Annotated in this window: 21 protein-coding genes; 13 read left to right on the forward strand and 8 right to left on the reverse strand. The window is 74.4% G+C overall.

Going from position 1 to position 21892, the window contains the following annotated elements; genetic code table 11:
- Positions 1-147 precede the first annotated feature (147 nt).
- The 3 genes from PV350_RS10615 to PV350_RS10625 are packed head-to-tail and all read right to left on the reverse strand — an operon-like array spanning position 148 to position 4007.
- Positions 148-1299: a glycosyltransferase gene (locus PV350_RS10615; protein ID WP_499515231.1), complete on the reverse strand. Its 1152-nt coding sequence runs from the start codon at positions 1297-1299 to the stop codon at positions 148-150.
- Complete coding sequence (locus PV350_RS10620) at positions 1299-2558, reverse strand: nucleotide sugar dehydrogenase (protein WP_500333461.1); 1260 nt, start codon at positions 2556-2558, stop codon at positions 1299-1301. The genes PV350_RS10615 and PV350_RS10620 overlap by 1 nt, the downstream gene beginning before the upstream one ends.
- An 18-nt stretch (positions 2559-2576) precedes the next feature.
- A complete protein-coding gene (locus tag PV350_RS10625; protein ID WP_499515229.1) occupies positions 2577-4007 on the reverse strand; it encodes a glycosyltransferase in 1431 nt (476 codons plus the stop codon).
- Positions 4008-4069: 62 nt separating this feature from the next.
- Between PV350_RS10625 and wecB the strand changes: the two genes are divergently transcribed.
- The 4 genes from wecB to PV350_RS10645 are packed head-to-tail and all read left to right on the forward strand — an operon-like array spanning position 4070 to position 9765.
- A complete protein-coding gene (gene wecB, locus PV350_RS10630; protein WP_499515228.1) occupies positions 4070-5155 on the forward strand; it encodes a non-hydrolyzing UDP-N-acetylglucosamine 2-epimerase in 1086 nt (361 codons plus the stop codon).
- Positions 5148-5789 carry a class I SAM-dependent methyltransferase gene (locus PV350_RS10635; protein ID WP_499515227.1) on the forward strand — a complete coding sequence of 214 codons (642 nt, stop codon included), beginning with the start codon at positions 5148-5150 and terminating at the stop codon, positions 5787-5789. The genes wecB and PV350_RS10635 overlap by 8 nt, the downstream gene beginning before the upstream one ends.
- The gene (locus PV350_RS10640; RefSeq protein ID WP_500333462.1) at positions 5789-7606 is read left to right on the forward strand and encodes a hypothetical protein; all 1818 of its coding nucleotides are present in this window, start codon (positions 5789-5791) and stop codon (positions 7604-7606) included. Before PV350_RS10635 ends, PV350_RS10640 begins: the two co-directional genes overlap by 1 nt.
- A complete protein-coding gene (locus PV350_RS10645) occupies positions 7603-9765 on the forward strand; it encodes a glycosyltransferase family protein (protein ID WP_500333463.1) in 2163 nt (720 codons plus the stop codon). Before PV350_RS10640 ends, PV350_RS10645 begins: the two co-directional genes overlap by 4 nt.
- Here PV350_RS10645 and PV350_RS10650 read toward each other — a convergent pair.
- Positions 9746-10267: a hypothetical protein gene (locus tag PV350_RS10650; protein WP_500333464.1), complete on the reverse strand. Its 522-nt coding sequence runs from the start codon at positions 10265-10267 to the stop codon at positions 9746-9748. The genes PV350_RS10645 and PV350_RS10650 overlap by 20 nt on opposite strands.
- Here PV350_RS10650 and PV350_RS10655 point away from each other — a divergent pair.
- Together PV350_RS10655 and PV350_RS10660 are read left to right on the forward strand one after the other, a co-directional pair.
- Complete coding sequence (locus tag PV350_RS10655; protein WP_500333471.1) at positions 10203-10775, forward strand: PadR family transcriptional regulator; 573 nt, start codon at positions 10203-10205, stop codon at positions 10773-10775. The two genes, PV350_RS10650 and PV350_RS10655, sit on opposite strands and share 65 nt — an antisense overlap.
- A gap of 31 nt (positions 10776-10806) precedes the next feature.
- Positions 10807-11730, forward strand: coding sequence for a carbohydrate kinase family protein (locus tag PV350_RS10660; protein ID WP_499515222.1), 924 nt, complete (start codon positions 10807-10809; stop codon positions 11728-11730).
- Here the strand turns inward: PV350_RS10660 and PV350_RS10665 are convergent.
- Entirely contained in the window at positions 11706-12782 is a 1077-nt protein-coding gene (locus tag PV350_RS10665) for a DUF6745 domain-containing protein (protein ID WP_499515221.1), read from the reverse strand. The two genes, PV350_RS10660 and PV350_RS10665, sit on opposite strands and share 25 nt — an antisense overlap.
- A gap of 21 nt (positions 12783-12803) precedes the next feature.
- Positions 12804-13130: a DUF8820 family protein gene (locus PV350_RS10670; protein WP_499515220.1), complete on the reverse strand. Its 327-nt coding sequence runs from the start codon at positions 13128-13130 to the stop codon at positions 12804-12806.
- A 221-nt stretch (positions 13131-13351) separates the two neighbouring features.
- Between PV350_RS10670 and PV350_RS10675 the strand changes: the two genes are divergently transcribed.
- Genes PV350_RS10675 through PV350_RS10700 form a run of 6 tightly spaced genes read left to right on the forward strand, consistent with a single transcriptional unit; the run spans position 13352 to position 19505 of the window.
- Positions 13352-14305, forward strand: a complete 954-nt coding sequence (locus tag PV350_RS10675) for an STM4015 family protein (protein ID WP_500333465.1) — start codon at positions 13352-13354, stop codon at positions 14303-14305.
- 7 nt (positions 14306-14312) lie between these two features.
- A complete protein-coding gene (locus tag PV350_RS10680) occupies positions 14313-15278 on the forward strand; it encodes an STM4015 family protein (protein WP_500333466.1) in 966 nt (321 codons plus the stop codon).
- Positions 15259-16416: an STM4014 family protein gene (locus tag PV350_RS10685; RefSeq protein ID WP_499515217.1), complete on the forward strand. Its 1158-nt coding sequence runs from the start codon at positions 15259-15261 to the stop codon at positions 16414-16416. Before PV350_RS10680 ends, PV350_RS10685 begins: the two co-directional genes overlap by 20 nt.
- 1 nt (position 16417) lies before the next feature.
- Positions 16418-17227: an STM4013/SEN3800 family hydrolase gene (locus tag PV350_RS10690; RefSeq protein WP_500333472.1), complete on the forward strand. Its 810-nt coding sequence runs from the start codon at positions 16418-16420 to the stop codon at positions 17225-17227.
- Positions 17224-18603, forward strand: coding sequence for an STM4012 family radical SAM protein (locus PV350_RS10695; protein ID WP_499515216.1), 1380 nt, complete (start codon positions 17224-17226; stop codon positions 18601-18603). The genes PV350_RS10690 and PV350_RS10695 overlap by 4 nt, the downstream gene beginning before the upstream one ends.
- An 11-nt stretch (positions 18604-18614) precedes the next feature.
- Complete coding sequence (locus PV350_RS10700; protein ID WP_500333473.1) at positions 18615-19505, forward strand: STM4011 family radical SAM protein; 891 nt, start codon at positions 18615-18617, stop codon at positions 19503-19505.
- A 21-nt stretch (positions 19506-19526) separates the two neighbouring features.
- Here the strand turns inward: PV350_RS10700 and PV350_RS10705 are convergent, their stop codons facing one another.
- Complete coding sequence (locus PV350_RS10705; protein WP_500333467.1) at positions 19527-20333, reverse strand: SAM-dependent methyltransferase; 807 nt, start codon at positions 20331-20333, stop codon at positions 19527-19529.
- An 85-nt stretch (positions 20334-20418) separates the two neighbouring features.
- Complete coding sequence (locus PV350_RS10710) at positions 20419-21285, reverse strand: Sco1979 family transcriptional regulator (protein WP_499515213.1); 867 nt, start codon at positions 21283-21285, stop codon at positions 20419-20421.
- A 214-nt stretch (positions 21286-21499) separates the two neighbouring features.
- Between PV350_RS10710 and PV350_RS10715 the strand changes: the two genes are divergently transcribed.
- Positions 21500-21880 (forward strand): ATP-binding protein, encoded by a 381-nt coding sequence (locus tag PV350_RS10715; protein WP_500333468.1) that lies wholly within the window; start codon positions 21500-21502, stop codon positions 21878-21880.
- The last annotated feature ends 12 nt before the right edge of the window (positions 21881-21892 follow it).

Below are 21892 nucleotides of genomic sequence, written 5' to 3' on the forward strand. Positions count from 1 at the left end.
GCACCACGCGCCCACTCCCGCGACCGGGCGCACGCACCCGCGCCAGGCACAGCAGCAAGGTTCGGACGACGACGTTGGCCCCCGACCCTGCCGCCGAAACCGCGGCACCGGTCCGCGACCGGGCCCCCGCGCCGGCCGAGGCTCCCGCTACGACGGACGCGCCGCCGAGGCGCGCGCCGAGGCGGCGGTGGCCGCCGCCACCGCCCAGCCCTCCAGGCTCGTGACGAAGTGCCCGGCGCAGTCCGGCCAGTGCAGCCCGCCGCGGGCGGCGGCGTGGCCGCGGGCGCCCATCGCGCGGCGCAGTTCCGGGTCGTCGCGCAGCCGCCGGACCGCGTCCGCGGCAGCCGCGGGGTCCTCGAAGGGGACGAGGAGGCCGCAGTCGTGCCCGCGGACCAGTTCGGCGGCGAGGGGGTTGGGGGTGCTCACGACGGGGATGCCGTAGGCCATGTACTCGACGACCTTGGTGGGCCGCGAGTGGCGGTAGTTCGCCTCGTCGCGCAGCAGCGACACCCCGGCGAGGGCGCCGCGCAGCCGGCCCAGGGCCGCGTCGTTGGGCAGGAAGCCGTGCCAGCGCAGCGCGCCGTCGCGGTCGGCCGCCGCCAGCAGTCCGCGGACGTCGCCGTCGGCGGCGCCGATGAGCTCGACGTGGACGTCCGGGGCCAGCAGCCGTGCCATGGCGACCAGTTCCTCGGCGCCGCGGGCCCGGGACAACTGCCCGAGGTAGACGACGCGGTCGTCGCCCGGCGCCGGCGGGGGGTCCGTGGGGACGGTGACCAGGTTCGGCACCACGGGGTGCGCGCGGCGGAAGCGCCGCTGGTAGGCGTCCTCGGCGAGCAGCAGGTGCAGATGCCGCTCGGCGGCGAGTTCGGCCGCGCGGACCACGAGGCGCAGCGGCGGGCGCAGTGGCCGCGGCACCCAGCCCTTCATGGCGAGGGCGGCCGCGGTGTCCTCGTGCACGTCCCACACCACGGCCGGCCGCCGGGCGCCGGTGCGGTGCCAGTGCCGCAGCGCCCGCGGCAGGGCGAGCAGCAGTTCGGGGTCGTGGAGCAGGACGGCGTCGACGGTGGGCCCGCGCCGCGCCAGCAGGCGCCGGGCCGCACGGACGGCCGCGCGCCGGTCCCGTCCGGTGGCCCGGGGCAGGTCGACGCCCTCGACCCCGGGGCGGGGCGGGGTCGCCCGCGCGGTGAAGGGCGCGGCGTAGGTGACGGTGTGACCGTGGGCCAGGAGGGCGGCTATCTGCCGGTGCAGGATGCGCGCGTCCTCGGGGTGGTGCACGACGGTGACGACCAGTACGTGCATCACAGCACCTCGACGTCGGGCCGGAAGATCCGTCCGCGCGTGTCGAACAGCAGGCGGGCCCGGTCCGCCACCACCTGCAGGTCGTAGGCGCTGTGGTCCTGCAGGAGGACCGTCAGGTCGTGCTCGCGCAGGGCGGCGGCCAGGTCGCCGGCCCGGGGGACGGGATCGCCGTCGACCTCCCAGGCCTCCACGAACGGGTCGTGGAAGGAGATCCCCGTGCCGAGCCGGCGCAGCAGCCGCGCCACGGGGACGGCGGGGCTCTCGCGCCGGTCGGCGATGTCGGGCTTGTAGGTGACGCCGAGCAGCAGCACCCGTGAGCCGTGCAGCGCCTTCCCGGCCGTGTTGAGCAGGTCCTGCGCCCGGCGCACCACGTACTCCGGCATCCGGTGGTTGATCTCCCGGGCGAGTTCGACGAAGCGGAACTCGTAGCCGAGCGTGCGGACCTTGTACGACAGGTAGTTGGGGTCGATCGGGATGCAGTGGCCGCCGACGCCCGCGCCGGGCCGGAAGGCCTGGAAGCCGAAGGGCTTGGTGGCGGCGCAGTCGATGACGTTCCAGATGTCGACGCCCAGTTCGCGGCAGAGTATGGCCAGTTCGTTGACGAGCGCGATGTTGACGTGGCGGTAGGTGTTCTCCAGCAGCTTGGCCATCTCGGCCTCGCGGGTGCCCTTGGCCCGCACGACGGTGTCGACGAGCTTGCCGTAGAACGCGACGGCGCGCGCCGCGCACCCGGGGGTGTGCCCGCCGACGATCTTCGGGGTGTCGCGGAAGCCGTGGGTCCGGTTGCCCGGGTCGATCCGCTCGGGCGAGAAGGCGAGGGCGAAGTCCGCCCCGGCGCGCAGCCCCGAGCCCGCCTCGAGGAGGGGCCGGACGACCTCGTCGGTCGTGCCGGGGTAGGTCGTCGACTCCAGCACGACCAGGACGCCGGGGCGCAGCCGTGCGGCGACCGCCTCGGCGGCCCCGGTGACCGCGGTCAGGTCCGGTCCGCCGTCCTCGGACAGCGGGGTGGGGACGCAGATGACGATGGCCTGGGCCTCCCCCAGGCACTCCTGGCCGGTGGTCGCGGTGAACCCGGAGGCCAGCATGCGCCGCAGGTCGTCGTCGCGGACGTCGTCCACGTGCGAGCGGCCGGAGTTGAGGGCGTCCACCACCGCGGGGTCCAGGTCGTGTCCCACGACGCTCAGTCCCACCGCCGCCGCCTCCCTGGCGAGGGGCAGCCCGACGTATCCGAGGCCTACGACTGCGAGATCCACCGTCATGCCGCACCATCCAGAGCGCTATACGGCCCCCAGACCGCGGTAGGCGTCGCGCGTCCGCCCCGCGATGTGGGCCCAGGTACGGTCGCGGGCCACTCGTGCGCGGGCGGCGTCGCCCATCATCCGCCGTTGATTTGGACTATAGAGCAATATTTCGAGCGTATCTGCCCAGGCATTTACGTCTCCTGACGGAATTAGCCGTCCGTTCACCTGGTCTTCGACCAGCTCCCCCATCGCCGTGACATCACTTGCTGCAAGGGGAAGACCGCTCGCCATCGCCTCCACCGGTTTGAGAGGGGTCACGAGATGGCACACCCGCTCTCCCGTCCGCGGCACCGCGAAGACGTCCAGCACGGCATGGTGGGCCCGCACCTCGGCGTACGGCACACGGCCCGTGAACAGGGCGCTCCCGCCGAGGCCGAGCCCCGCCGCCTGCCGCTCCAGCGCGGGCCGCTGCGGGCCGTCCCCCACGATCAGCAGGCGCAGCGGCACACCCCGGCGGCGCAGCACGGCTCCGGCGCGCAGCAGGGTGCCGATGCCCTCGTGGGGCGTGAGCGTGGAGACCGTGCCCACGACCATCTCGTCCGGGCCGATGCCGAGACGGGTGCGCAGGTCACCGGGGTCGGGCAGCGGCTGCAGGAAGACGTCGTCCACGGCGTTGGGCACGACCCGCACCCGCTCCTCGGGGATCCCCCGGGAGACGATCTCCGCCTTCATCGCCTCGCCGAGGGTGAGCACCAGGTCGGCGGCCTTCATGCAGTGCGTCTCCAGGGCGCGCCGCTCCCGGTACGACGCGCTGTCACGGTCACGCCCGGGTCCCTGCGTCAGCCAGGTCTCCTCCAGGAAGCCGCGCACCTCGTAGACGACCGGCAGGCCGAACGATTCGCGCAGTGCGAGCGCCACTCGGCCGTTCGGGTGATCGGTGGCCGCGTGCAGGACCGCGGGGCGGAGCCGTTCGACGAGCCGGGCGGCGAGCTCGGCGTTGCGGGCGAGGGCGGCCGCGGGCGTCCCCGGCATCCGCACCGGCAGCAGGCGGTGGTACGGCACCCCGTCCACGACCTGCTCCGGCCGTCCGTCCCAGACGCCCTGGGCCACGGGGAAGCCCAGCCGTGTGACGACCTGCGGGTCCAGGCCCGCCTGCCGCTGGGCGCGCGCGATGGCGTGCGTCCTGACGGTGTAGCCGGCGTTGCGGTACGGCAGGGAGTTGGTGACCAGGTGCAGCACCCGCCCCGGCACCGCCGTCCCCGGCACACCTGCCGGGGCGGGCACACCCCGCGGCCCGTACGCGGTGGCGCCGCCGCGCACGCGGTGCGGATCGCGCTCGGGCAGCCGGGCCAGCGCCCACCGGGCGGGCCCCCGGGCCGGCCCCGGGGCGACCCTCAGGGCCAGGGACGCCGCACGCACCGGGTCGTCCCGCAGATGACGGATCGCCACGGAGACGGCGAGAATCAAGGCACGAAGAGTACGACGACGCACAATCCCACCCTAAGCACGGCAAGTGAACGGGAGGCACCGTGCTCGGCTCGGTAGTCCACGTGGTCGGTGCCCGGCCCAACTTCGTCAAGGCCGCCCCGGTCGTCGCCGCGCTGCGCGAGGCCGGGCAGCCGCAGTCGGTGGTGCACACCGGACAGCACTACGACGAACGCATGTCGCACGTCTTCTTCCGGGAGCTCGGTCTGCCCGAACCGGACGTGGACCTCGGCGTCGGCTCCGGCAGCCACGCCCGGCAGACCGCCGCCCTGCTGACCGCCCTGGAGGACGAGCTGTCGGCCCGGGCGCCCGCCCTGGTCACGGTCTACGGGGACGTCAACTCCACGCTCGCCGCCGCCCTGGTCGCCGCCAAGCTGGGGCTGCCCGTGGCGCACGTCGAGGCAGGCCTGCGCAGCTTCGACATGACGATGCCGGAGGAGGTCAACCGGCGGCTGACCGACCAGCTCGCCGACCTGCTCTTCGTCACCAGCCCGGAGGCGGTGGGCCATCTGGGGGACGAGGGCGTGGACACCGCCCGGGTGCACTTCGTCGGCAACCCGATGATCGACACCCTGATGGCCCACCTGCCACGCTTCGACCCCGAATCCGCCCGCGCCGCCCACGGGCTGCCCGGCCGCTACGGCGTCGTGACGCTGCACCGTCCCGCCAACGTCGACGACCCGGCCGCCGCGGCCGCCGCCGTGGCGGCGTTGCGCGAGGCGGCCGAGCACCTGGAGCTGGCGGTCCCGCTGCACCCGCGCGGGCGGGCCGCGCTGGAGGCGGCGGGGCTCGGCGACACGCCCGGCATCCGGATCCTGGAGCCGCTCGGCTACCTGGAGTTCATGGGGCTGCTGCGGGGCGCCGCCGCGGTGGTCACCGACTCGGGCGGGGTGCAGGAGGAGACCACCGTCCTGGGCGTGCCCTGCCTGACGCTGCGGCCCAACACCGAGCGGCCCGTGACGGTCACCCACGGCACCAACCGCCTCGTCGCCCCCGAAGGGCTGGTCCCGGCCCTGCTCAAGGCGCTGGACGGCGAAGCCCGCGCCCCCGAGGGCCCCCCGCTGTGGGACGGCCGCTCGGGGCCCCGCATCGCCCGCGTCATCACCGAGTGGCTTGACCACCATGTCTGAGCCGCGTCTCGAGGACCCCCTCGCGTACTGGGACAGCCGTCACCGCGAGCACGACGACCTCGCCTCCGGCGGCCATATCGGACTCGACCGGCCGGGCAACGAGATCTTCTACGCGCTGCGCTTCGCGGAGGTCCTGCGCATCACCGGTGATTTCGAACGGGCCAACGACCCGCTGCTCGTACTCGACGCGGGCTGCGGCAAGGGCCACTTCGCCCGGGCCCTGGCCCGCTGCGGCCACCTCGTCGACGCGATCGACGCCAGCCCCTCGGCAGTGGACCACGGCCGCGCGCTGGGGGGCGGCCCCCGCTACGCGGTGGCGGAGCTGTCGGCCTGGCGCAGCCCGTGGCTGTACGACGTGGTGCTCGCCGTGGACGTGCTCTTCCACGTGCTCGACGACGCCGCCTGGCGGGCGGCGCTGGTCAACCTCGCCTCCCTCGTCCGGCTGACCGGCCGGCTGGTCGTCACCGACGAGGACGCGCCCGGGCGCGTGGCGCGCGGCGACTACATCCTGCACCGCCCTGCGGCCGAGTACCGCGCCGCCGTCGAACCGCTCGGACTGCGGTACGGCGGCTTCACGCCGTACGGTTTCCGGGAGAACAGGGTCGGTTTCCACGTCTTCACGAGGACCTCCTGATGCGCCTTCTCGATCTGCTCCACCCGCACCTGGACGGGGTGACCGAGGTCGTCGACGCGACCGGCGGCGGCATCCCGCTCGAACCGTACCTGCACCTGCCGGGCGGCGTCCGGCTGTGCCCCTCCCCGGCCGGTGACCAGGACCCGGTCGGCGAGGGACGGCTGGCCCTGCTCAGTTACGGCCCCGACCCCACCCGGCACGGCGACGAGGACGCGTGCCTCGCGGCGCTGCGGCGGATGCGCCCGGGCGGCAAGGGCCTGATCGTGTTCGGCCACGCCGGTGCCGAACTGCCGTACCACCGGCTGCTCGACGCCCTGGTGGCGCACCGCTGCCAGGTGCTGCGGGCAGCCGGCCTGGACTACCTGCACCTGCACGGCGGCGCGGTGTTCACCTGCACCGAGGCACTGCTGCCGCTCCTGGACCCGGCCGGTCGGCCGGTGGCGGGCGGGGAGACCACCGCACTGCGGGTGGCCGGCGAGTACGTGCTGGCGGAGTTCGTCTCGCGTGCCGAGCGGGCCCGGGTGCTGGAGCTGGAGCGGCGGCACGAGGAGGACCGTCGCGCGCTGGAGGCGCTGCAGGACGGCACGGACGGCGAGCGGACGGCGGCCGTGACGCACGAACGCGACCGGCTCGCGGCCGAGCTGCGACGCGCCAGGGAGCGGATCGGGGTGCTGGAGACCCGGGTCGCCATGCTGCAGGGCTCGACCTCGCTGCGGGTCGGCCAGGCGCTGGTCTCGGCCGCGCGCTCCCCCTTGCGCGGCTCGACGCGGCTGCCGCGCGAGCTGTACGGGATGTGGCGCGGCCGCGGCAAGGGCGGTCGCCCCGCAGCCGCCCGGCCGGGCACGCCGGCCGCCGCCTCCCCGGCACCGGGTGGGGGCGGTCCGGCGGCCGACGGACACCTGCACCTGGCCCACCGGGCGTTCACGGCCGGCCCCCGCGACCGGCTGGTCATCGCCGGTGTCCTGGACGCCACGACCACCGCCGACTTCGCCCACGACGCCGTCGTCAACCGCGTGCTGCCGCACGACGCACGGCAGGTCGCCGAACGCACCGACCCGGACGTGCTCGTCGTACAGCTCAGCGCCTGCCTTGCCGGGCCGTGGGCGCACACCGGCACCGGCACCGCACCCGACCTGGACCGGCGGCTGGCCGAACTCCTCGCCACCGTCCACGCGCTCGGCCGTACCGCAGTGCTGTGGCGGGACGCCCCCGCCTCCGCCGCGCCGGGGCTGGCCCCGTTCCCCTGGGACGCCGTGCTCGACGGGGACACCGGGGTGCAGCCGGCCCGGCTGGACCCGGCGTCGGTGGACCGCGCCGACCTGCGGGAGATCTTCACCTCCCGGGCCACCCGGGTCCGGCTGTCGGAGCTCGCCCGGATCGCCGGGGCGGCGGACCCGCTGGACGCCCGGCGGGTGGCCGTGCTGGCCGACCCGCGTGACGGATCCGAGGTGTCACGCCTGGTCGCGCAGGTGATGGCGCAGCGGCTGCGCCCCGCCGAGGTGCTGGTGCCCGTTCCCGGGGCGGCCTACGCGGAACTCACCGCGGGCGGGGTCACCGTACGGGCCACGGCGGACGGGCCGGGCGCGCCCTGGGTCGCGGACTGGACGGACCTCGCGGAGGAACGGCCGGCGGTCCACCTGCTGGACCTGATGTGCGCCCAGGAGTGCTCAGGGGCCGACGCGGTGGGCTTCAGCGCGGACACCCCGGGCTTCGTTCCGCACGTCAACGGCTTCCGCCCGGCCCTGCTGCGCAGGACTCTCTGGCCGTCCCCCGGGGCGGCACGGCTGTTCACGATCCGCCCGGAGGAGGTCCGATGACGGGCACGCGCACGGTCAGGGCGATGGTCTACGGGGACGTGGACCTCAACCTCATCGACGGTTCCGCGGTGTGGGCCCAGTCGACGGTGCAGGCGCTGACGCGGGCCGGCTGCGGGACCCGGCTGGTGCTGAAGGCGCCGGTGCGCACCGGACGGCTGGTCGATCCGCTGGCGCAACTGCCGGGGGTGTCCGTCGTACCGACCGGGCACGTCCTGTCCCCCGTCCAGGCCTCGCGGGTGCTGCGCGAGCAGGACGAGCGGGAGCCGTGCGACCTGCTGGTGCTGCGCGGTCGCCGGCTGGTGGCGCAGGTCGTCGCCGACGGCGCCTTCGACGGGCGGATCTGGGCGTACCTCACCGACATCCCGCAGTCGGCGGCGCAGATGACGGACGAGGCGGTCGACGAACTGACCCGGATCGCCGAGGCCTGCCGCTACCTGCTGTGCCAGACCGAGGAGTTGCGCTGCTTCATCGAGGCCTGGGTGCCGGCCGCGTGCGGCAAGTGCGTGCTGTACCCGCCGAGCGTGCCCGTCCCGGACTTCGCGGTGCCGGAGCACGACGCGGCGCGCGACCCCGTCCGCATGGTGTACACGGGCAAGTTCGCGCCGCGCTGGAACACCCTGGAGATGACCGAGTTGCCGGGCGCGCTGGCCACCCGCGGGATCCGGGCCGAGCTGCACACCGTCGGCGACAAGGTCCACGACGACCCGCGGCACCCCGGCTTCCACGCGGCCATGGAGCGTGCGCTGCGGAGCGCGACCGGCGTGGTGCACCACGGCGGCACCCCCCGCCAGGAGGCCATGCGGATCGCCGCGGGATGCGACCTGGGGCTGGGCTGGCGCCATCCGGAACTGGACGCGAGCCTGGAACTGTCCACGAAGGTACTGGAGTTCGGGACGCTCGGACTACCCGTCGTGCTCAACCGCACGCCCGCGCACGAGGCGCTGCTCGGCGCCGACTACCCGCTGTTCGTCCCCGGCCGCGGCACCCTCGACGACGCGGCGGAGGCGGTCGCCACCGCCGCCCGTTCCCCCGAGGCCTACCGCACGGCCGCCCGGCGCTGCCGCGAGGCCGCCGCGCACTTCTCACTGGACCGGGCCGCCGAACGGCTGCGCGGCCTGGTCGAACGGGCGCTGCCGGCGGCACCGGTCGCGCTCGCCGGCCGCGGACGGCCGCTGCGGGTCGTCGTCGCCGGGCACGACCTGAAGTTCTTCACGCGTCTGCTGGACCACCTCCAGGCCCTGCCCGGGGTCGAGGTGCGGGTCGACGCCTGGGAGGCACTGGCCCGGCACGACGCGGCCGCCGGCCGCGAACTCGCCGCCTGGGCCGACGTCGTGGTCGTGGAGTGGTGCGGGCCGGCGGCCGTCTGGTACAGCCGCCACAAGCGCCGCGGCTCCCGCCTGCTGGTGCGCCTCCACCGCTTCGAGCTGTACGCCGGTTACCCCGCGCAGGTCGACATCGACGCCGTCGACCGCGTCGTATGCGTCAGCCCGCACTACAACCGGCTCACGCGCGAACGCACCGGCTGGCCGCAGGAGAAGCTCGTCACCGTCCCCAACTGGGTCGACGACCGGCAGCTGGACCGCCCCAAGGTCCCCGACGCCCGCTACCGCCTCGGCATGATCGGCATCGCGCCCTCGCGCAAGCGGCTCGACCTGGGCCTGGACGTGCTCGAGGAGCTGCGGGCCAGGGACCCGCGGTGGCGGCTGTCGGTGAAGTCCAAGATGCCCTGGGACTACTGGTGGATCTGGAACAAGCCCGAGGAGCGGGCGCACTACGACGCCGTGCTGCGCCGTGTGCAGTCCGGTCCGCTGGAGGACGCCGTGGTCTTCGACGACTTCGGCCCCGACGTGGCGAGCTGGCTGCGGCGCATCGGCTTCGTGCTCTCCACCAGCGACGACGAGAGCTTCCACCTCGCGCCCGCCGAGGGCATGGCTTCCGGCGCGGTGCCCGCCCTGCTGCCCTGGCCGGGCGCCGACGCGATCTACGAACGCCGCTGGATCCACGACTCCCCCTCGGCCATGGCGGACGCGATCGCGGCGCTCGCGGCCGACGGCTGGCAGGAGGCGGGCGAGCAGGCCCGCGACTGGCTGCGCGGGGCCTTCGGGCTCGACACGGTCCGTGCGGCGTGGACGGAACTGGTCACCGGCTCGGCGCCGTGACACCCGCGGGGATGGGCGCGGGGGCGGGCGCCGGGGCGGCTGCCTGCCGGCGGGCGGCCACCGCGCGGCTGTAGCGCGCGGTGAAGACCACCGGGAGGGCGAAGCCGCAGATCTTGACGGCGATGATCCCGGCGAGCGCGTGCGGGGCGGCCGAGAGCAGGACGGCCGGCAGCGCGGCGTTCACGGTGAAGGACGCCGCACACACCGCGGTGATGATCATGTTGGTGCGGAGGAAGACCGGGTTGTCCCAGACCGCGGGCGGGACCATGGTCCTGGCGATGCCGAGGGTGAACGGCCTGGAAACGGCCAACGAGCCCCAGGCCGCGAGGGCGAGCCAGCCCAGGGAGAGCGCCGTGCTGTAGGACTCGAGCGGTGAGTCCGGGACGGCGAAGGCCAGCGCCGCCAGCAGGGCGAAGAACACCGCGGAGCTGAGTTCGATCACGAACCGGTCCGCCGGGTGGCCCGCGCGGCGCTCCGCGCCGACCAGCCCGGCCGAGAGCACGAGGCCGGCGAGCGGATACGACCGGCTCAGGACGTTTCAGACGTCCCTCACCAACGTCTGGCCCGCCACCCAGAGCCAGCTCTACACGGAGCTGAACCGGCTCGCCGAGGCCGAGCTGGTGACCGTCGCCGCCGAGGGACCGCGCGGGCACAAGGAGTACGCCCTCACCGAGGCGGGCCGCGCGGAGCTGCTCCACTGGCTCACCGAGGTGGAGCCGCAGCGCAACCGCCGCAGCGACGCGCTGCGGCGGGTCTTCTTCCTCCACCAGGTCGACCCCGGGCGGGCCCGGGCCTACGTGGAGCGCGAGGGGGCGCTGGCCGCGGAGCGCCACGAGGGGCTGCTGGAGCTCGAGCGCTCCGTCGACTGGGACCCCGGCGGCGACCTCGCCTTCTACGGGCGGCTGACCCTGGAGTGGGGGCTGCGCTTCACCAGGATGCAGCAGGAGTGGGCCGCCTGGGCGGCCGAGCACATCAGTGACCGGACACCGGGGGACACCGAACGGCCGTAACATGGCGCCGGGGTGGTGACTGGAGGTGCACATGACCACGGAAGAGTCGCCGTACGACGTGCTCGTCGTGGGCGGTTCCGGGGTGGACACCGTCGTGCGGGTGGACAGCCTGCCCGTACCGCTCGTGGACTCCCTCGGGGTGGAGCCGGTCCGGGAGTGGCCCGGCCAGACCGGCGGCAACGTGGCGCTGGGCTGCCGCGCGCTCGGCATGACCGTGAAGTTCCTCGACTTCGTCGGCGACGACTGGATCGGCACCCTGCTCAGGGAGCGCCTGGCCAAGGGCGACGTCGACTTCGAGCCGCTGATCTCCCCCGCCGGGACCCGGCGGGCCGTCAACCTCGTGGACGCCACGGGCCGCCGGATGTCCTTCTACGACGGGCGCGACCCGGCGGACCTGCGGATGCCGCGCGAGTTCTACCTGCCGCACCTGCGCCGCGCCCGGCACGTGCACCTCTCGATCTCGCACTTCACGCGCTTCCTCTACGACGACATCGAGGAACTCGGCCTGCCCGTCTCGACCGACCTGCACGACTGGGACGGACTGGCCGAGCACCAGCGGGAGTTCGCCCGCCGCTCCGACCTGGTCTTCCTCAGCGCGGCGGGAGCGGGCGAGCGCATCGCGGACATCATGCGCGCGATCCTGCGCGACGGCCGCGCCCAGGCCGTGATCGCCACCGCGGGCGCGGGCGGCGCCTATCTGCTCGCGCGCGACGGGGGCAGCATGCCCCGGCACATCCCGGCCGTCACCCCGCCCGGCCCGGTGGTGGACTCCAACGGGGCGGGCGACGCCTTCCTCTGCGGCTTCCTCCACGGGCGCATGCGCGGACTGGACTTCGAGTCCTGCGCCCGGCTCGGCGCGACGGCAGGTGCCCACACCTGCACGGCGGGCGGCAACCTCGCCCTCATCGACGCCGCGACGCTGGAGTCCGCTCAGGTCTCCCTCTCCGGCACGTAGTCGGCCTCCTCCAGTCCGAAGGTCCAGGCGACGCCCTCGCGGGCGGTCCGGGTCCGCGGCGGCACCCGCAGCCAGTAGGTGCGGTGGGTGCCGTCCGGCTCCGGCGTGGAGTTGACGACCTCGACCATCACCAGCGGCTCGTCCCCCTCCAGCTCGATCCGCCACAGCACGCCGGCGGCGTCCCGCTGCACGGGCTCGGCCCCGGACTCCTCCAGGTAGCGCTCGTAGCCGTAGTGCTCCAGCATCACTCGGCGCAGCTCGGCGTTCTCCTCCTCCCGTATACGGCGCGGGGTCAGCCCGGCGAGCCCGTCGAGGAACTCGGCGGGGACCGGCATGCCCCGCCAGGCGTGCAGCGCGAAGCCGTCCGCGTAGGCCAGCGCGGGGCCGTCGCCGCGGTCCAGCCGGCCCGCCTCGTCCCGGTGCAGCTCCAGGGGGCGTTCGGCGACGACCGCCGTCCGCTCGTACGGCCACCACCAGCCGGCGTTCCGGGCGACCGCGGCGATCCCGGCCAGCTCCGGCGTGCCCCCTTGGTCGTCGAAAGCGGCCAGCCACGCCGCGTCGTGCTGCCCGAGCACGGCGTCGAGCAACGCGAGCCGCACGGCCTGCCCGCCGCCGGGCACCCCCGGTCCGGCGTCCACCACCGCGGTCCGTATCCGCTCGGTCAGCAGCACCGTCGTGTCCCACAACTGCGCGCCCGTGACGGCCCAGTGGTCCGCCCACCCGGCCGGTCCGAGCCGGTCGGCGACCCGCTCCCGCGCGGCCGCCCACGGCCGGGTCCGCACGGCGTCGCGGACGCTGCCGCCCGCCGTGCCGTCCGCCGTCAGGCGCACGACCAGGGCCACCGCCTCCAGGGGCGAGGCCGCCCACACGATCCGTTCCGGCTCGGGCAGCCCCGCCAGCCGGTAGGCCAGGCGCACCCCCTCCTCCGTCGCCGCCCGGTCCGCGGGTCCGGTCGCCGCGACGACCTCGCGCCACAGCGCCGTCGTGTCCGCCGCCGGCTCCGTCGCCGTACCCGTGCCCGAACTCGTACCCGCGCTCGCCACCGTCGTCATCGCTCCGCTCCCCCGTCCTGGTCAGTCCGCCACGACGCGTACCGCGCCGGGCACGTACTCGCGCTGCCGCACCACCCGGTACCACCCCTTCGGCAGCGGTATCGCGGCGTGCTCCTCGTGGACCACCCGCCCGCCGTCCGGGAGATGGAGGTACGCCGCCCCGAACGGCCCGGCCTCGCGCACCAGCGTCCCCGGCCCGACGACCGCATGGGCGTGCCCGGTCACCTCGCCGAGGGCCAGCACGAGCCTGCCGCGCGCGTCCCTCGCCTGCCGCGGCATCCGGTCCGTGCCCGGCGGCACGGCCGCTTCCGCGACGGGCACGATCAGGACGTCCCCCTGCCGGTACATGCGCGTCTCCCTCCGCCGTCGGCACCCGCCGACCCGATGTCCACGACGCTACGCGGGGGGTGTGACAACGCCCCCGACGACTTGTGCACAGCCCGCGGCAGGCGCTGTCGGAGCGGCTTGGTAGAACTCTTCGCGAGCGAGGCACCACCGCCTCGAAGCACCACCACGTCAAGGCACCACCCCGTCAAGGCACCGCGTCCGTCCACCTCGGGAGACCACCGATGTCCCACGTCGAACATCTGCAGGAACTGAACGGCCTGCCGGCCTTCGACTTCCCCGCGCGCGGCGCGCGGCAGGAGCTCCCGGCGGCGGGCGCGGTGGCGTGGCGGCTGGCCGTCAACCCCTGGGACGACGCGAAGGAGACCTTCGCGCAACTGTGGGACCGCTTCCTGGAGACGGTCGAACCCGCCGGGGTCCGGGCCCTGGTCGTGGGCCAGTGGGGCGAGCCGTACGACAACGACTCCGGTGTCCTCGTGCGGCTGCTCGTGGACGCGCGCGAACGGCTGACCGCGCTGGAGGCCGTGTTCCTCGGCGACCTGGAGATGGAGGAGGCCGAGATCTCCTGGATCGAGCAGTCCGACGTGACGCCGGTGCTCGAGGCCTATCCGCGGCTGGAGGAGTTCGGCGTCCGCGGCGGCACCGGACTGCGCTTCCCGGCGACCCGCCACCAGCGGCTGCGCACGCTCCGCTTCGAGGCGGGCGGCCTGCCCGGTGAGGTGGTCCGCGGTGTCGCCGCGAGCGAACTCCCGGCGCTGGAGCACCTGGAGCTGTGGCTGGGCGTGGAGGAGTACGGAGGCGACGCCACGGTCGCCGACCTCGCGCCGGTCCTGGCCGGCGGCCGCTTCCCCGCGCTGCGCCACCTCGGCCTGCGCAACAGCGAGATCCAGGACGAGATCGCCGCCGCCGTCGCCGCGGCCCCCGTCGTGGCCCAGCTCTCCTCGCTCGACCTGTCCCTGGGCGTGCTCACCGACGACGGTGTGACCGCCCTGCTCGCCGGCCAGCCGCTGACCCACCTGAACTGGCTGGACCTGCACCACAACTTCGTCACCGAGCCGGTCGCCGAGCGCGTGCGGGCCGCCCTGGAGCCCTCGGGCGTCGAGGTCGACCTCTCCGAACCCGGTGACGAGGACGAGTGGGACGGCGAGGTCCACCGCTACACCGCCGTCGCGGAGTGAGGCCGTCATGACCGTCACACGTCACCTGGAGACCTTCCACGGGCTGCGCGTGCACACGCTGCCCGAGGCCGGCACGGCCGAGCTGCCCGGGCCCGAAGCCGTGGCCTGGCGGCTTGACTGCTTCGAGGCCGGCGAGATCCCCTTCCCCGAGCTGTGGGGCCACTTCACCGCGGCGGTCGACACCACGCGGGTGCGCGCGCTGGTCCTCGGCCCCTGGTGGGACGACGAGTACTCCGAGCTGCGTCCCGCGCTGGAACTGGTGCTCGCGGACGCGGAGCGTCTCCCCGCGCTGCGCGCCCTGTTCCTCGCCGACGTGACCGGCGAGGAGTGCGAGGTCTCCTGGCTGCAGCTGACCGACGTCACGCCCGTCCTCGAACGCTTCCCGCTGCTGGAGGAGTTCGGTGTCCGCGGCGGCGACTCGCAGGGGCTGGGCGAGGAGCCGCTGTCGCTGCGTCCCGTCCGTCACGAGGCGCTGCGCGTGCTGCGCCTGGAGTCCGGCGGGCTGCCCGGCGCGGTGGTGCGGGCGGTCGGCGCCTGCGAGCTGCCCGCGCTGGAGCGGCTGGAGCTGTGGCTCGGCGTGGAGCAGTACGGAGGGGACTCCACGGTCGCCGACCTCGCGCCGGTCCTGGCCGGCGGCCGCTTCCCCGCGCTGCGCCACCTCGGCCTGCAGGACAGCGAGTTGCAGGACGAGATCGCGGCGGCGGTGGCCTCCGCTCCCGTCGTCGCGCAGCTGGAGACGCTGAGCCTGTCCATGGGCACCCTCACCGACACCGGCGCCGAGGCGCTGCTGCGCGGCCAGCCTCTCACCCACCTCAAGCGGCTCGACCTGCACCACCACTACCTGAGCGGGGCCGTGGCCGAGCGGCTGCGCGCCGTCGTGGGCTCCGCGGGCACCGAGGTCGACCTGTCGGAGCACTGCGAGCCGCATCGCTGGCGGAACGAGGAGTGGCGCTATGTCGCCGTCTCCGAGTAGCGGGACCGGCGGTGCGCTCCGCATCGCCGTCGTCGGCAACCCCGGCAACCGCAGGACGACCCTCTTCGCCGACGCGGTGCGTGCCGCGGGGCATCCCGCGCCCCGGGTGCTGGCGTGGCGCGACGTACTGCGCGGCCGGTACGCCTTCGCGCCCGGTGAGTTCGTGCGCGTCGACTCGCCCGGCGAGGACACCGAGGTCGACCGCCTGCTGCGGGGCGCCGACGACCCGGCCAGGGTCGAGGGCACCGCGTTGTGGTACCGCCGTTTCACCGCCGCCGTGCACGAGGTGACGGCGGCGGCCCGCCGGGCCGGCGCGGTGCCGTCGGCGGACGCCGGGGAGGTCGCCGTGCTGTTCGACAAGCGGCGCTGCCACGCCCGGCTGGCCGCCGCGGGCGTCCCGGTGCCGCCCGCTCCCGACGGGCCGCCGGTGCGCGGCTGGGCCGAGCTCCGGGAGCGCCTGCGGTCCGCCCGGATCTCCCGGGCGTTCCTCAAGCCCGCGCACGGCTCCTCCGCCTCCGGAGTGGTGGCGCTGGCGATGGCGGGCCCCGGCCGGGTCAAGGCCACGACCTCGGTGGAGACCACCGCCGACGGACGCCTGTTCAACTCGCTGCGGGTACGCGAGTACCGCACGGAGCGGGAGGTCGCCGCCCTCGTGGACGCGCTGGCCCCGGACGGGCTGCACGTCGAGCGCTGGCTGCCCAAGGCGTCCCAGCACGGGCGGGCGGCCGACCTGCGGGTGGTGGTGGTCGCGGGCCGCGCCACGCACGCCGTCGTCCGCACCAGCCCGCACCCCATGACGAACCTGCACCTAGGCGGCGCCCGCGGCGACCTGGACACGGCCCGCGCGGCGATCCGCGCCGCGGGCGGCGACTTCGGGGAGGTGCTGACGACCGCGGAACGGGCGGCCGCGTGCTTCCCCGGCACGCTCTGCGTCGGTGTGGACGTCCTGCCCGCGACGGGCTGGCGCCGCTTCGCCGTCGGCGAGGTCAACGCCTTCGGGGATCTGCTGCCCCGGCTCACCGGCCTCCCCGGCAGCGGCGCCGAGGGCCTGGACACCTACGCCGCCCAGGTCGCCGCCGTACCGGCCGCGATGCACGGCGCGCGACGCGAGGAGCACCACCATGACGCCACCGCTTGACATGAACCAGATCGTGGGCAGCCACAACATCCTGCTGGTCACGCTGGACACCCTCCGCCACGACGTGGCCGAGGAGCTTGCCGCGGCCAGCCGCATCCCCCACCTGGCCCGCCATCTGCCCGGTGGCCGCTGGGAGCGCCGGCACGCGCCCGGCAGCTTCACCTACGCCTCCCACCAGGCGATCTTCGCGGGCTTCCTGCCCACGCCCACCGCGCCCGGTCCCCACCCGCGGCTGTTCGCGGCGCGCTTCGCCGGCAGCGAGAGCACCGCGGACGGCACCTTCGTGTACGACACCCCCGACCTGGTGTCGGGCCTGGCCGAGGCCGGCTACCGCACGGTGTGCATCGGCGGCGTCGGCTTCTTCAACAAGCAGGCGCCGCTGGGCTCGGTGCTGCCCGGGCTCTTCCAGGAGAGCCACTGGGAGCCGGAGTTCGGCGTGCCCTCCCCGACCTCCTTCGAGGCCCAGGTGGCCCGCGCCGAGGAGGTCGTCGCCGCCCTGCCGCCGCAGCAGCGGCTCTTCCTGTTCGTGAACGTGTCGGCGCTGCACCAGCCCAACTGGTTCCACCTGCCGGGCGCCACCCGGGAGGCGGGCGACTCGCGCGCCACCCACGCCGCCGCCCTGGAGTACGTCGACCGCCACATCGGCAGGCTCTTCGCCGCCGTCTCCAGCCGCCGTCCGTGCCTGGCCGTCGTCTGTTCCGACCACGGCACGGCGTACGGCGAGGACGGCCACACCGGCCACCGCATCGGCCACGAGGTCGTGTGGACGGTGCCCTACGCCCACTTCCTCCTCGACGGGGCCGCCCGATGACCCTCACCGACGTGACGCTCTCCGCCGCGCCCCCGGCCACGGCCGCCGTGCGCCCGTACCGGCACTACGTGTACGCGTACCCGCACAAGACGGCCTACCGCGCGCTGCCCCGCGAGCACGCCCGGCTGCGCGACCTGTGGGCGGACGAGCCGAAGGACGCGCTGTCCCTCTACTTCCACATCCCGTTCTGCGAGGTCCGCTGCGGCTTCTGCAACCTCTTCACCAGGATCGGGGCGCCCGACGGCCTGGCGACCGCCTACCTGGACGCGCTGGAGCGCCAGGCCGCGGCGGTGCGGGAGGCGCTGGGCGGGGGCGCGCGGTTCGCCAACGCGGCCTTCGGCGGCGGCACCCCCACGTACCTGGAGGCTGCCGAGCTGGAGCGGCTCTGCGATCTCGCCGAACGCGGCCTGGGGGCGGACCTGCGGGCGATACCGCTCTCCGTGGAGGCCTCGCCGGCCACCGCGACCGCCGACCGCCTGTCGGTGCTGGCGGAGCGCGGCACGACCCGGCTGAGCCTGGGGGTGCAGAGCTTCGTCGACGCCGAGGCGCGCGCCGCCGTCCGTCCCCAGCGCCGGGCCGACGTCGAGGCGGCGCTGGGCAGGATCCGGGAGGCGGGCATCCCCGTCCTCAACATCGACCTGATCTACGGCATCGACGGCCAGACCGAGGGTTCCTGGACGCAGTCCCTCGACGCGGCGCTCGCCTGGCGGCCCGAGGAGCTGTACCTGTACCCCCTGTACGTCCGCCCGCTCACCGGCCTCGGCCGGCACGCGGCCGACGCCGCGCGGGGCGAAGCGGCGTGGGACGAGCAGCGGCTGCGGCTGTACCGCCACGGCCGCGACCATCTGCTGGCGCACGGCTACGAGCAGGTGTCGATGCGCATGTTCCGCCGTGCGGACGCGCCCACCACGGGCGGCGGGGACTACGCCTGCCAGACCGACGGCATGGTGGGCCTGGGCTGCGGCGCCCGTTCGTACACCTCCTCGCTGCACTACTCCTTCGACTACGCCGTCGACATGCACCACATCCGCGGCATCATCGACGACTACACGGCGCGCACCACGCAGGAGTTCGCCCACGCCGACTTCGGCTGGGCGATGGACGCCGAGGAGGCCCGCCGCCGTCATCTGCTGCAGTCCCTGCTGCAGGCCGAGGGCCTGCCCGTCACGGAGTACCGGGCCCGGTTCGGCACGGCTCCCGGGGAGGACTTCGCCGGGGAGCTGGAGCGCTTCGCGGACCGGGGCTGGCTCGACGCCGCCGCGGGGCCGGAGGTGCTGCGGCTGTCGCCCGAGGGGCTGGCCCACTCCGACGCGGCCGGACCCGAGCTGTTCTCCGCCGCCGTCCGCCGGCGCATGGCCGCCTACGAGCCCAAGTGAGCGCCTCCGCCATGGACCTGACGATCCTCTACCGCGGCCCGCTGGCCTCGTGCGACTACGACTGCCCGTACTGCCCCTTCGCCAAGCGCCGTGACAGCCGCGCCCAGCTGACCGCCGACCGCGCCGCGCTGGAGCGCTTCGCGGGCTGGGCGGCCGGGCGGACCGACGACCGGCTCTCCCTGCTGTTCACCCCGTGGGGCGAGGGCCTGGTGCGCTCCTGGTACCGGCGTACGCTGGCGGAGCTGAGCCGGCTTCCGCACGTCCGCCGGGTGGCGATCCAGACCAATCTGAGCTGCCGCACGCAGTGGCTGGACGAGGCCGACCTGGACACGCTCGCCCTGTGGTGCACCTTCCACCCGGGCCAGACGCCCTACGACCGCTTCCTGGCCAAATGCCGCGAGCTCGCGGACCGCGGCGTCCGCCACAGCGTGGGCGTCGTCGGGCTGCCGGAGCACCTGGAACAGGCCGACCGGCTGCGGGCCGACCTCCCGGACCACGTCTACCTGTGGGTCAACGCCGCCGAGGGCCACACGTACACCGACGCCGAGGCGGCGCGGTGGACCGCGCTGGACCCGCTCTTCCCTTACAGCCGGCATCCGCACCGCAGCGCGGGCCTGCCGTGCCGCACGGGCGAGTCGGTCATCTCGGTGGACGGCGAGGGCACGGTGCGCCGCTGCCACTTCGTCCCCGAGGAACTGGGCAACCTCTACGACGGCTCCTACCGCGCGGCGCTGCGCCCGCGCGCGTGTCCGCTGGCCGTCTGCGACTGCCACATCGGCTACGTCCACCTGGAGACGCTGCCGTTGTACGACGTGTTCGCGGGCGGGGTCCTGGAGCGGATCCCCGCCGTGCCGCCGCCGGGGCGGACACCGCTCCCGCTCCTGCCGCCCCTGCTTCCGTAGCGGGCGGCCGACGCCCCCGCGTCAGCCCTTGCGGCCGACCCCTCCCCAGAAGGCGGCGCGGGCGTGCTCGCCCTCCCGCGCGGACGGGGAGTCCGGGCGCCACCCCGTCACCTGCACCAGGCCGGGCTCGACCAGGCAGAACCCCTCGAAGAAGGGCTCGATCGCCGGCTTGCTGCGCAGGTTGAGGGTGGAGGTGGCGTTCTTGTACGCCTCACCGGCGTCGGCGTCGACGTCCCGGTGGAAGTCGGTCGTGCCGTGGCTGAGGATCAGGAAGCTGCCGGCCGGGAGGTTCTTGGTGAGGGTCCGCACGATCCCGGCCGGGTCCTCGTCGTCGCGGACGAAGTGCAGCAGCGCGACCAGCATCAGGGCGACGGGCTCGTCGAAGTCGATCAGCTCCCGGATGGTCGCGTGCTCCAGGATGGTCTCGGGCTCGCGGACGTCGCCGAGGAAGAAGCCGGCGTTGCCGGTGTTGGTGAGCCGCGCGCCGGCGTGGGCGGCCACGATGGGGTCGTTGTCGACGTAGGCGACCCGGGCCTCGGGGACGACGGAACGGGCGACCTCGTGGGTGTTGGGCGAGGTCGGGATGCCGGTGCCGATGTCGACGAACTGCCGGACGCCCTGCCCCGCCGCGTAGCGCACCGCGCGCTGCATGAAGTCCCGGTTGGCGCGGGCGCTGGGGCGCGCGTCGGGGGTCATGCGGATCACCATCTCGGCCGCCTCGCGGTCGGCCTCGTAGTTGTCCTTGCCGCCGAGGTAGTAGTCGTACATCCGGGCCGGGTGCGGCCGGCTGGTGTCGATCTCCTCCGCGGGGAAGCCCTTGTCGGTCAACGCCCTGCTCCGTTCGGATTCCGGTGACCCTTGCGGGTCGAGGTCGGTGCGGTCATCTCGTCGCCGTCGTGGGTCCGCTCCATGGTCACGTCTCCCTCTGGATGCCGACGAGGATCCGCTCGGTGCTCTGGGTGGGCGCGGCCTGTGCGCACATCCGGTCCAGTGCCTCCAGGAACGCCGAGACGTCGTCGCGGTCGTCGAAGTAGACGCCCCCGACCAGGCTCTCCGAGTAGACGACGTCCGGGAGCTCGTGCGTCTGGAACCGGAAGATGTGGAACGGGCCGTACATGGCGGGGTGCGGTCCGGCCGTGAACGGCATGATCTGGAGCCGTACGTTGGGCAGCGCGCAGGAGTCGATCAGCTTGGCGATCTGGGCACGCATGACCGCCGGACGGCCGATGGGTCTTCGCAGCACCGTCTCGTCGATGACGATCCAGACCAGCGGCGCGTCCTCACGGGTGAGCAGGGCCTGGCGCTCCATGCGCAGCGCGACCCCGCGTTCGACCTCCGCGTCGCCGGCGCCCGGGTTCCCCGCCCGCAGCACCTCGCGCGCGTAGTCCTCGGTCTGCAGCAGTCCGGGGACGTAGTGCGGCTCGTAGGCGCGGATGACACCGGCCTCGCCCTCCAGGCTCACGAAGGCGCTGAACCAGTCGGGCAGGACGTCGCGGTAGCGGTGCCACCAGCCCGGCTGGTTGGCCTCGCGGGCCAGCGCCAGGAACCCCTCGACCTCTTCCGGGTCGGTGACCCCGTAGGTGCGCAGGAGCTTCTCGACGTAGGGGATCTTCAGGCCGACCTCGGCCTTCTCCATGCGGCGGACGGTGGCGTGGGTGACGTCGAGCGCCCGGCCCGCGTCCTCGAAGGAGAGTCCGGCCTTCTCACGCAGGTCCTGGAGCCGTTTTCCGAGCACCACACGGAGGACGGTGGGGGCACCGGCTGACCGCGCGTCCGTCACGACCACTTCCCCAACTCCCCTCTGCCACAAGCAGTGTGTCATGCCGTCAACGAAAACCGACAGTGCGCATCGGCCGTTCTGTAAATTACAGATCGCATCTTGCCAACAGTGAGAACGGCACCGCATAGTTAGCGACGTGGCCTCCTCACCAGACGCTCTGCGGTTAGAGCGCCGTGGCGACCTCGACGCCCCTCGCTGCCAGGACCTCTTCCGTTTGCCCGCTCACGGGTCCTCGGTCGCCGACGCACGCCATCGCGTGCGGGCACGGTTGCGGGAGTGGGAGGCGGACGAGGGACTCCGCGACGACGCCGAGATGATCGTCTCCGAGCTCTTCACCAACGCCGTCATGCACACCGGCAGTGAGTTCATCACCTGCGGGCTGCGCTACGACGGCACCCGGCTGCGCCTCGAAGTCAGCGACCAGGGGCACGCGCCGACTGCGCCCCGGCCGCGGGCGGCGGGCGTCGACGAGGAGGGCGGCCGCGGGCTGCTGCTGGTGGGCGCGCTCTCGCAGGCATGGGGCGTCCGGCCCACCGACGACGGTGGCGGCCGTGTCGTGTGGGCCGAACTCGCCTCCGGGACCTCGTCCTTCTGACGCCGCGTCGCG

Origin of the sequence: Streptomyces sp. PA03-6a (assembly GCF_033792765.1) — a bacterium.
Lineage (GTDB): Bacteria > Actinomycetota > Actinomycetes > Streptomycetales > Streptomycetaceae > Actinacidiphila.

Excerpts from the sequence above, each read along its gene's own strand:
- PV350_RS10615 (WP_499515231.1), bottom strand. The coding sequence starts at position 1,299 with ATGCACGTACTGGTCGTCACCGTCGTGCACCACCCCGAGGACGCGCGC.
- PV350_RS10620 (WP_500333461.1), bottom strand. The coding sequence starts at position 2,558 with ATGACGGTGGATCTCGCAGTCGTAGGCCTCGGATACGTCGGGCTGCCC.
- PV350_RS10635 (WP_499515227.1), top strand. The coding sequence starts at position 5,148 with ATGTCTGAGCCGCGTCTCGAGGACCCCCTCGCGTACTGGGACAGCCGT.
- PV350_RS10640 (WP_500333462.1), top strand. The coding sequence starts at position 5,789 with ATGCGCCTTCTCGATCTGCTCCACCCGCACCTGGACGGGGTGACCGAG.
- PV350_RS10645 (WP_500333463.1), top strand. The coding sequence starts at position 7,603 with ATGACGGGCACGCGCACGGTCAGGGCGATGGTCTACGGGGACGTGGAC.
- PV350_RS10660 (WP_499515222.1), top strand. The coding sequence starts at position 10,807 with ATGACCACGGAAGAGTCGCCGTACGACGTGCTCGTCGTGGGCGGTTCC.
- PV350_RS10665 (WP_499515221.1), bottom strand. The coding sequence starts at position 12,782 with ATGACGACGGTGGCGAGCGCGGGTACGAGTTCGGGCACGGGTACGGCG.
- PV350_RS10670 (WP_499515220.1), bottom strand. The coding sequence starts at position 13,130 with ATGTACCGGCAGGGGGACGTCCTGATCGTGCCCGTCGCGGAAGCGGCC.
- PV350_RS10675 (WP_500333465.1), top strand. The coding sequence starts at position 13,352 with ATGTCCCACGTCGAACATCTGCAGGAACTGAACGGCCTGCCGGCCTTC.
- PV350_RS10680 (WP_500333466.1), top strand. The coding sequence starts at position 14,313 with ATGACCGTCACACGTCACCTGGAGACCTTCCACGGGCTGCGCGTGCAC.
- PV350_RS10685 (WP_499515217.1), top strand. The coding sequence starts at position 15,259 with ATGTCGCCGTCTCCGAGTAGCGGGACCGGCGGTGCGCTCCGCATCGCC.
- PV350_RS10690 (WP_500333472.1), top strand. The coding sequence starts at position 16,418 with ATGAACCAGATCGTGGGCAGCCACAACATCCTGCTGGTCACGCTGGAC.
- PV350_RS10695 (WP_499515216.1), top strand. The coding sequence starts at position 17,224 with ATGACCCTCACCGACGTGACGCTCTCCGCCGCGCCCCCGGCCACGGCC.
- PV350_RS10700 (WP_500333473.1), top strand. The coding sequence starts at position 18,615 with ATGGACCTGACGATCCTCTACCGCGGCCCGCTGGCCTCGTGCGACTAC.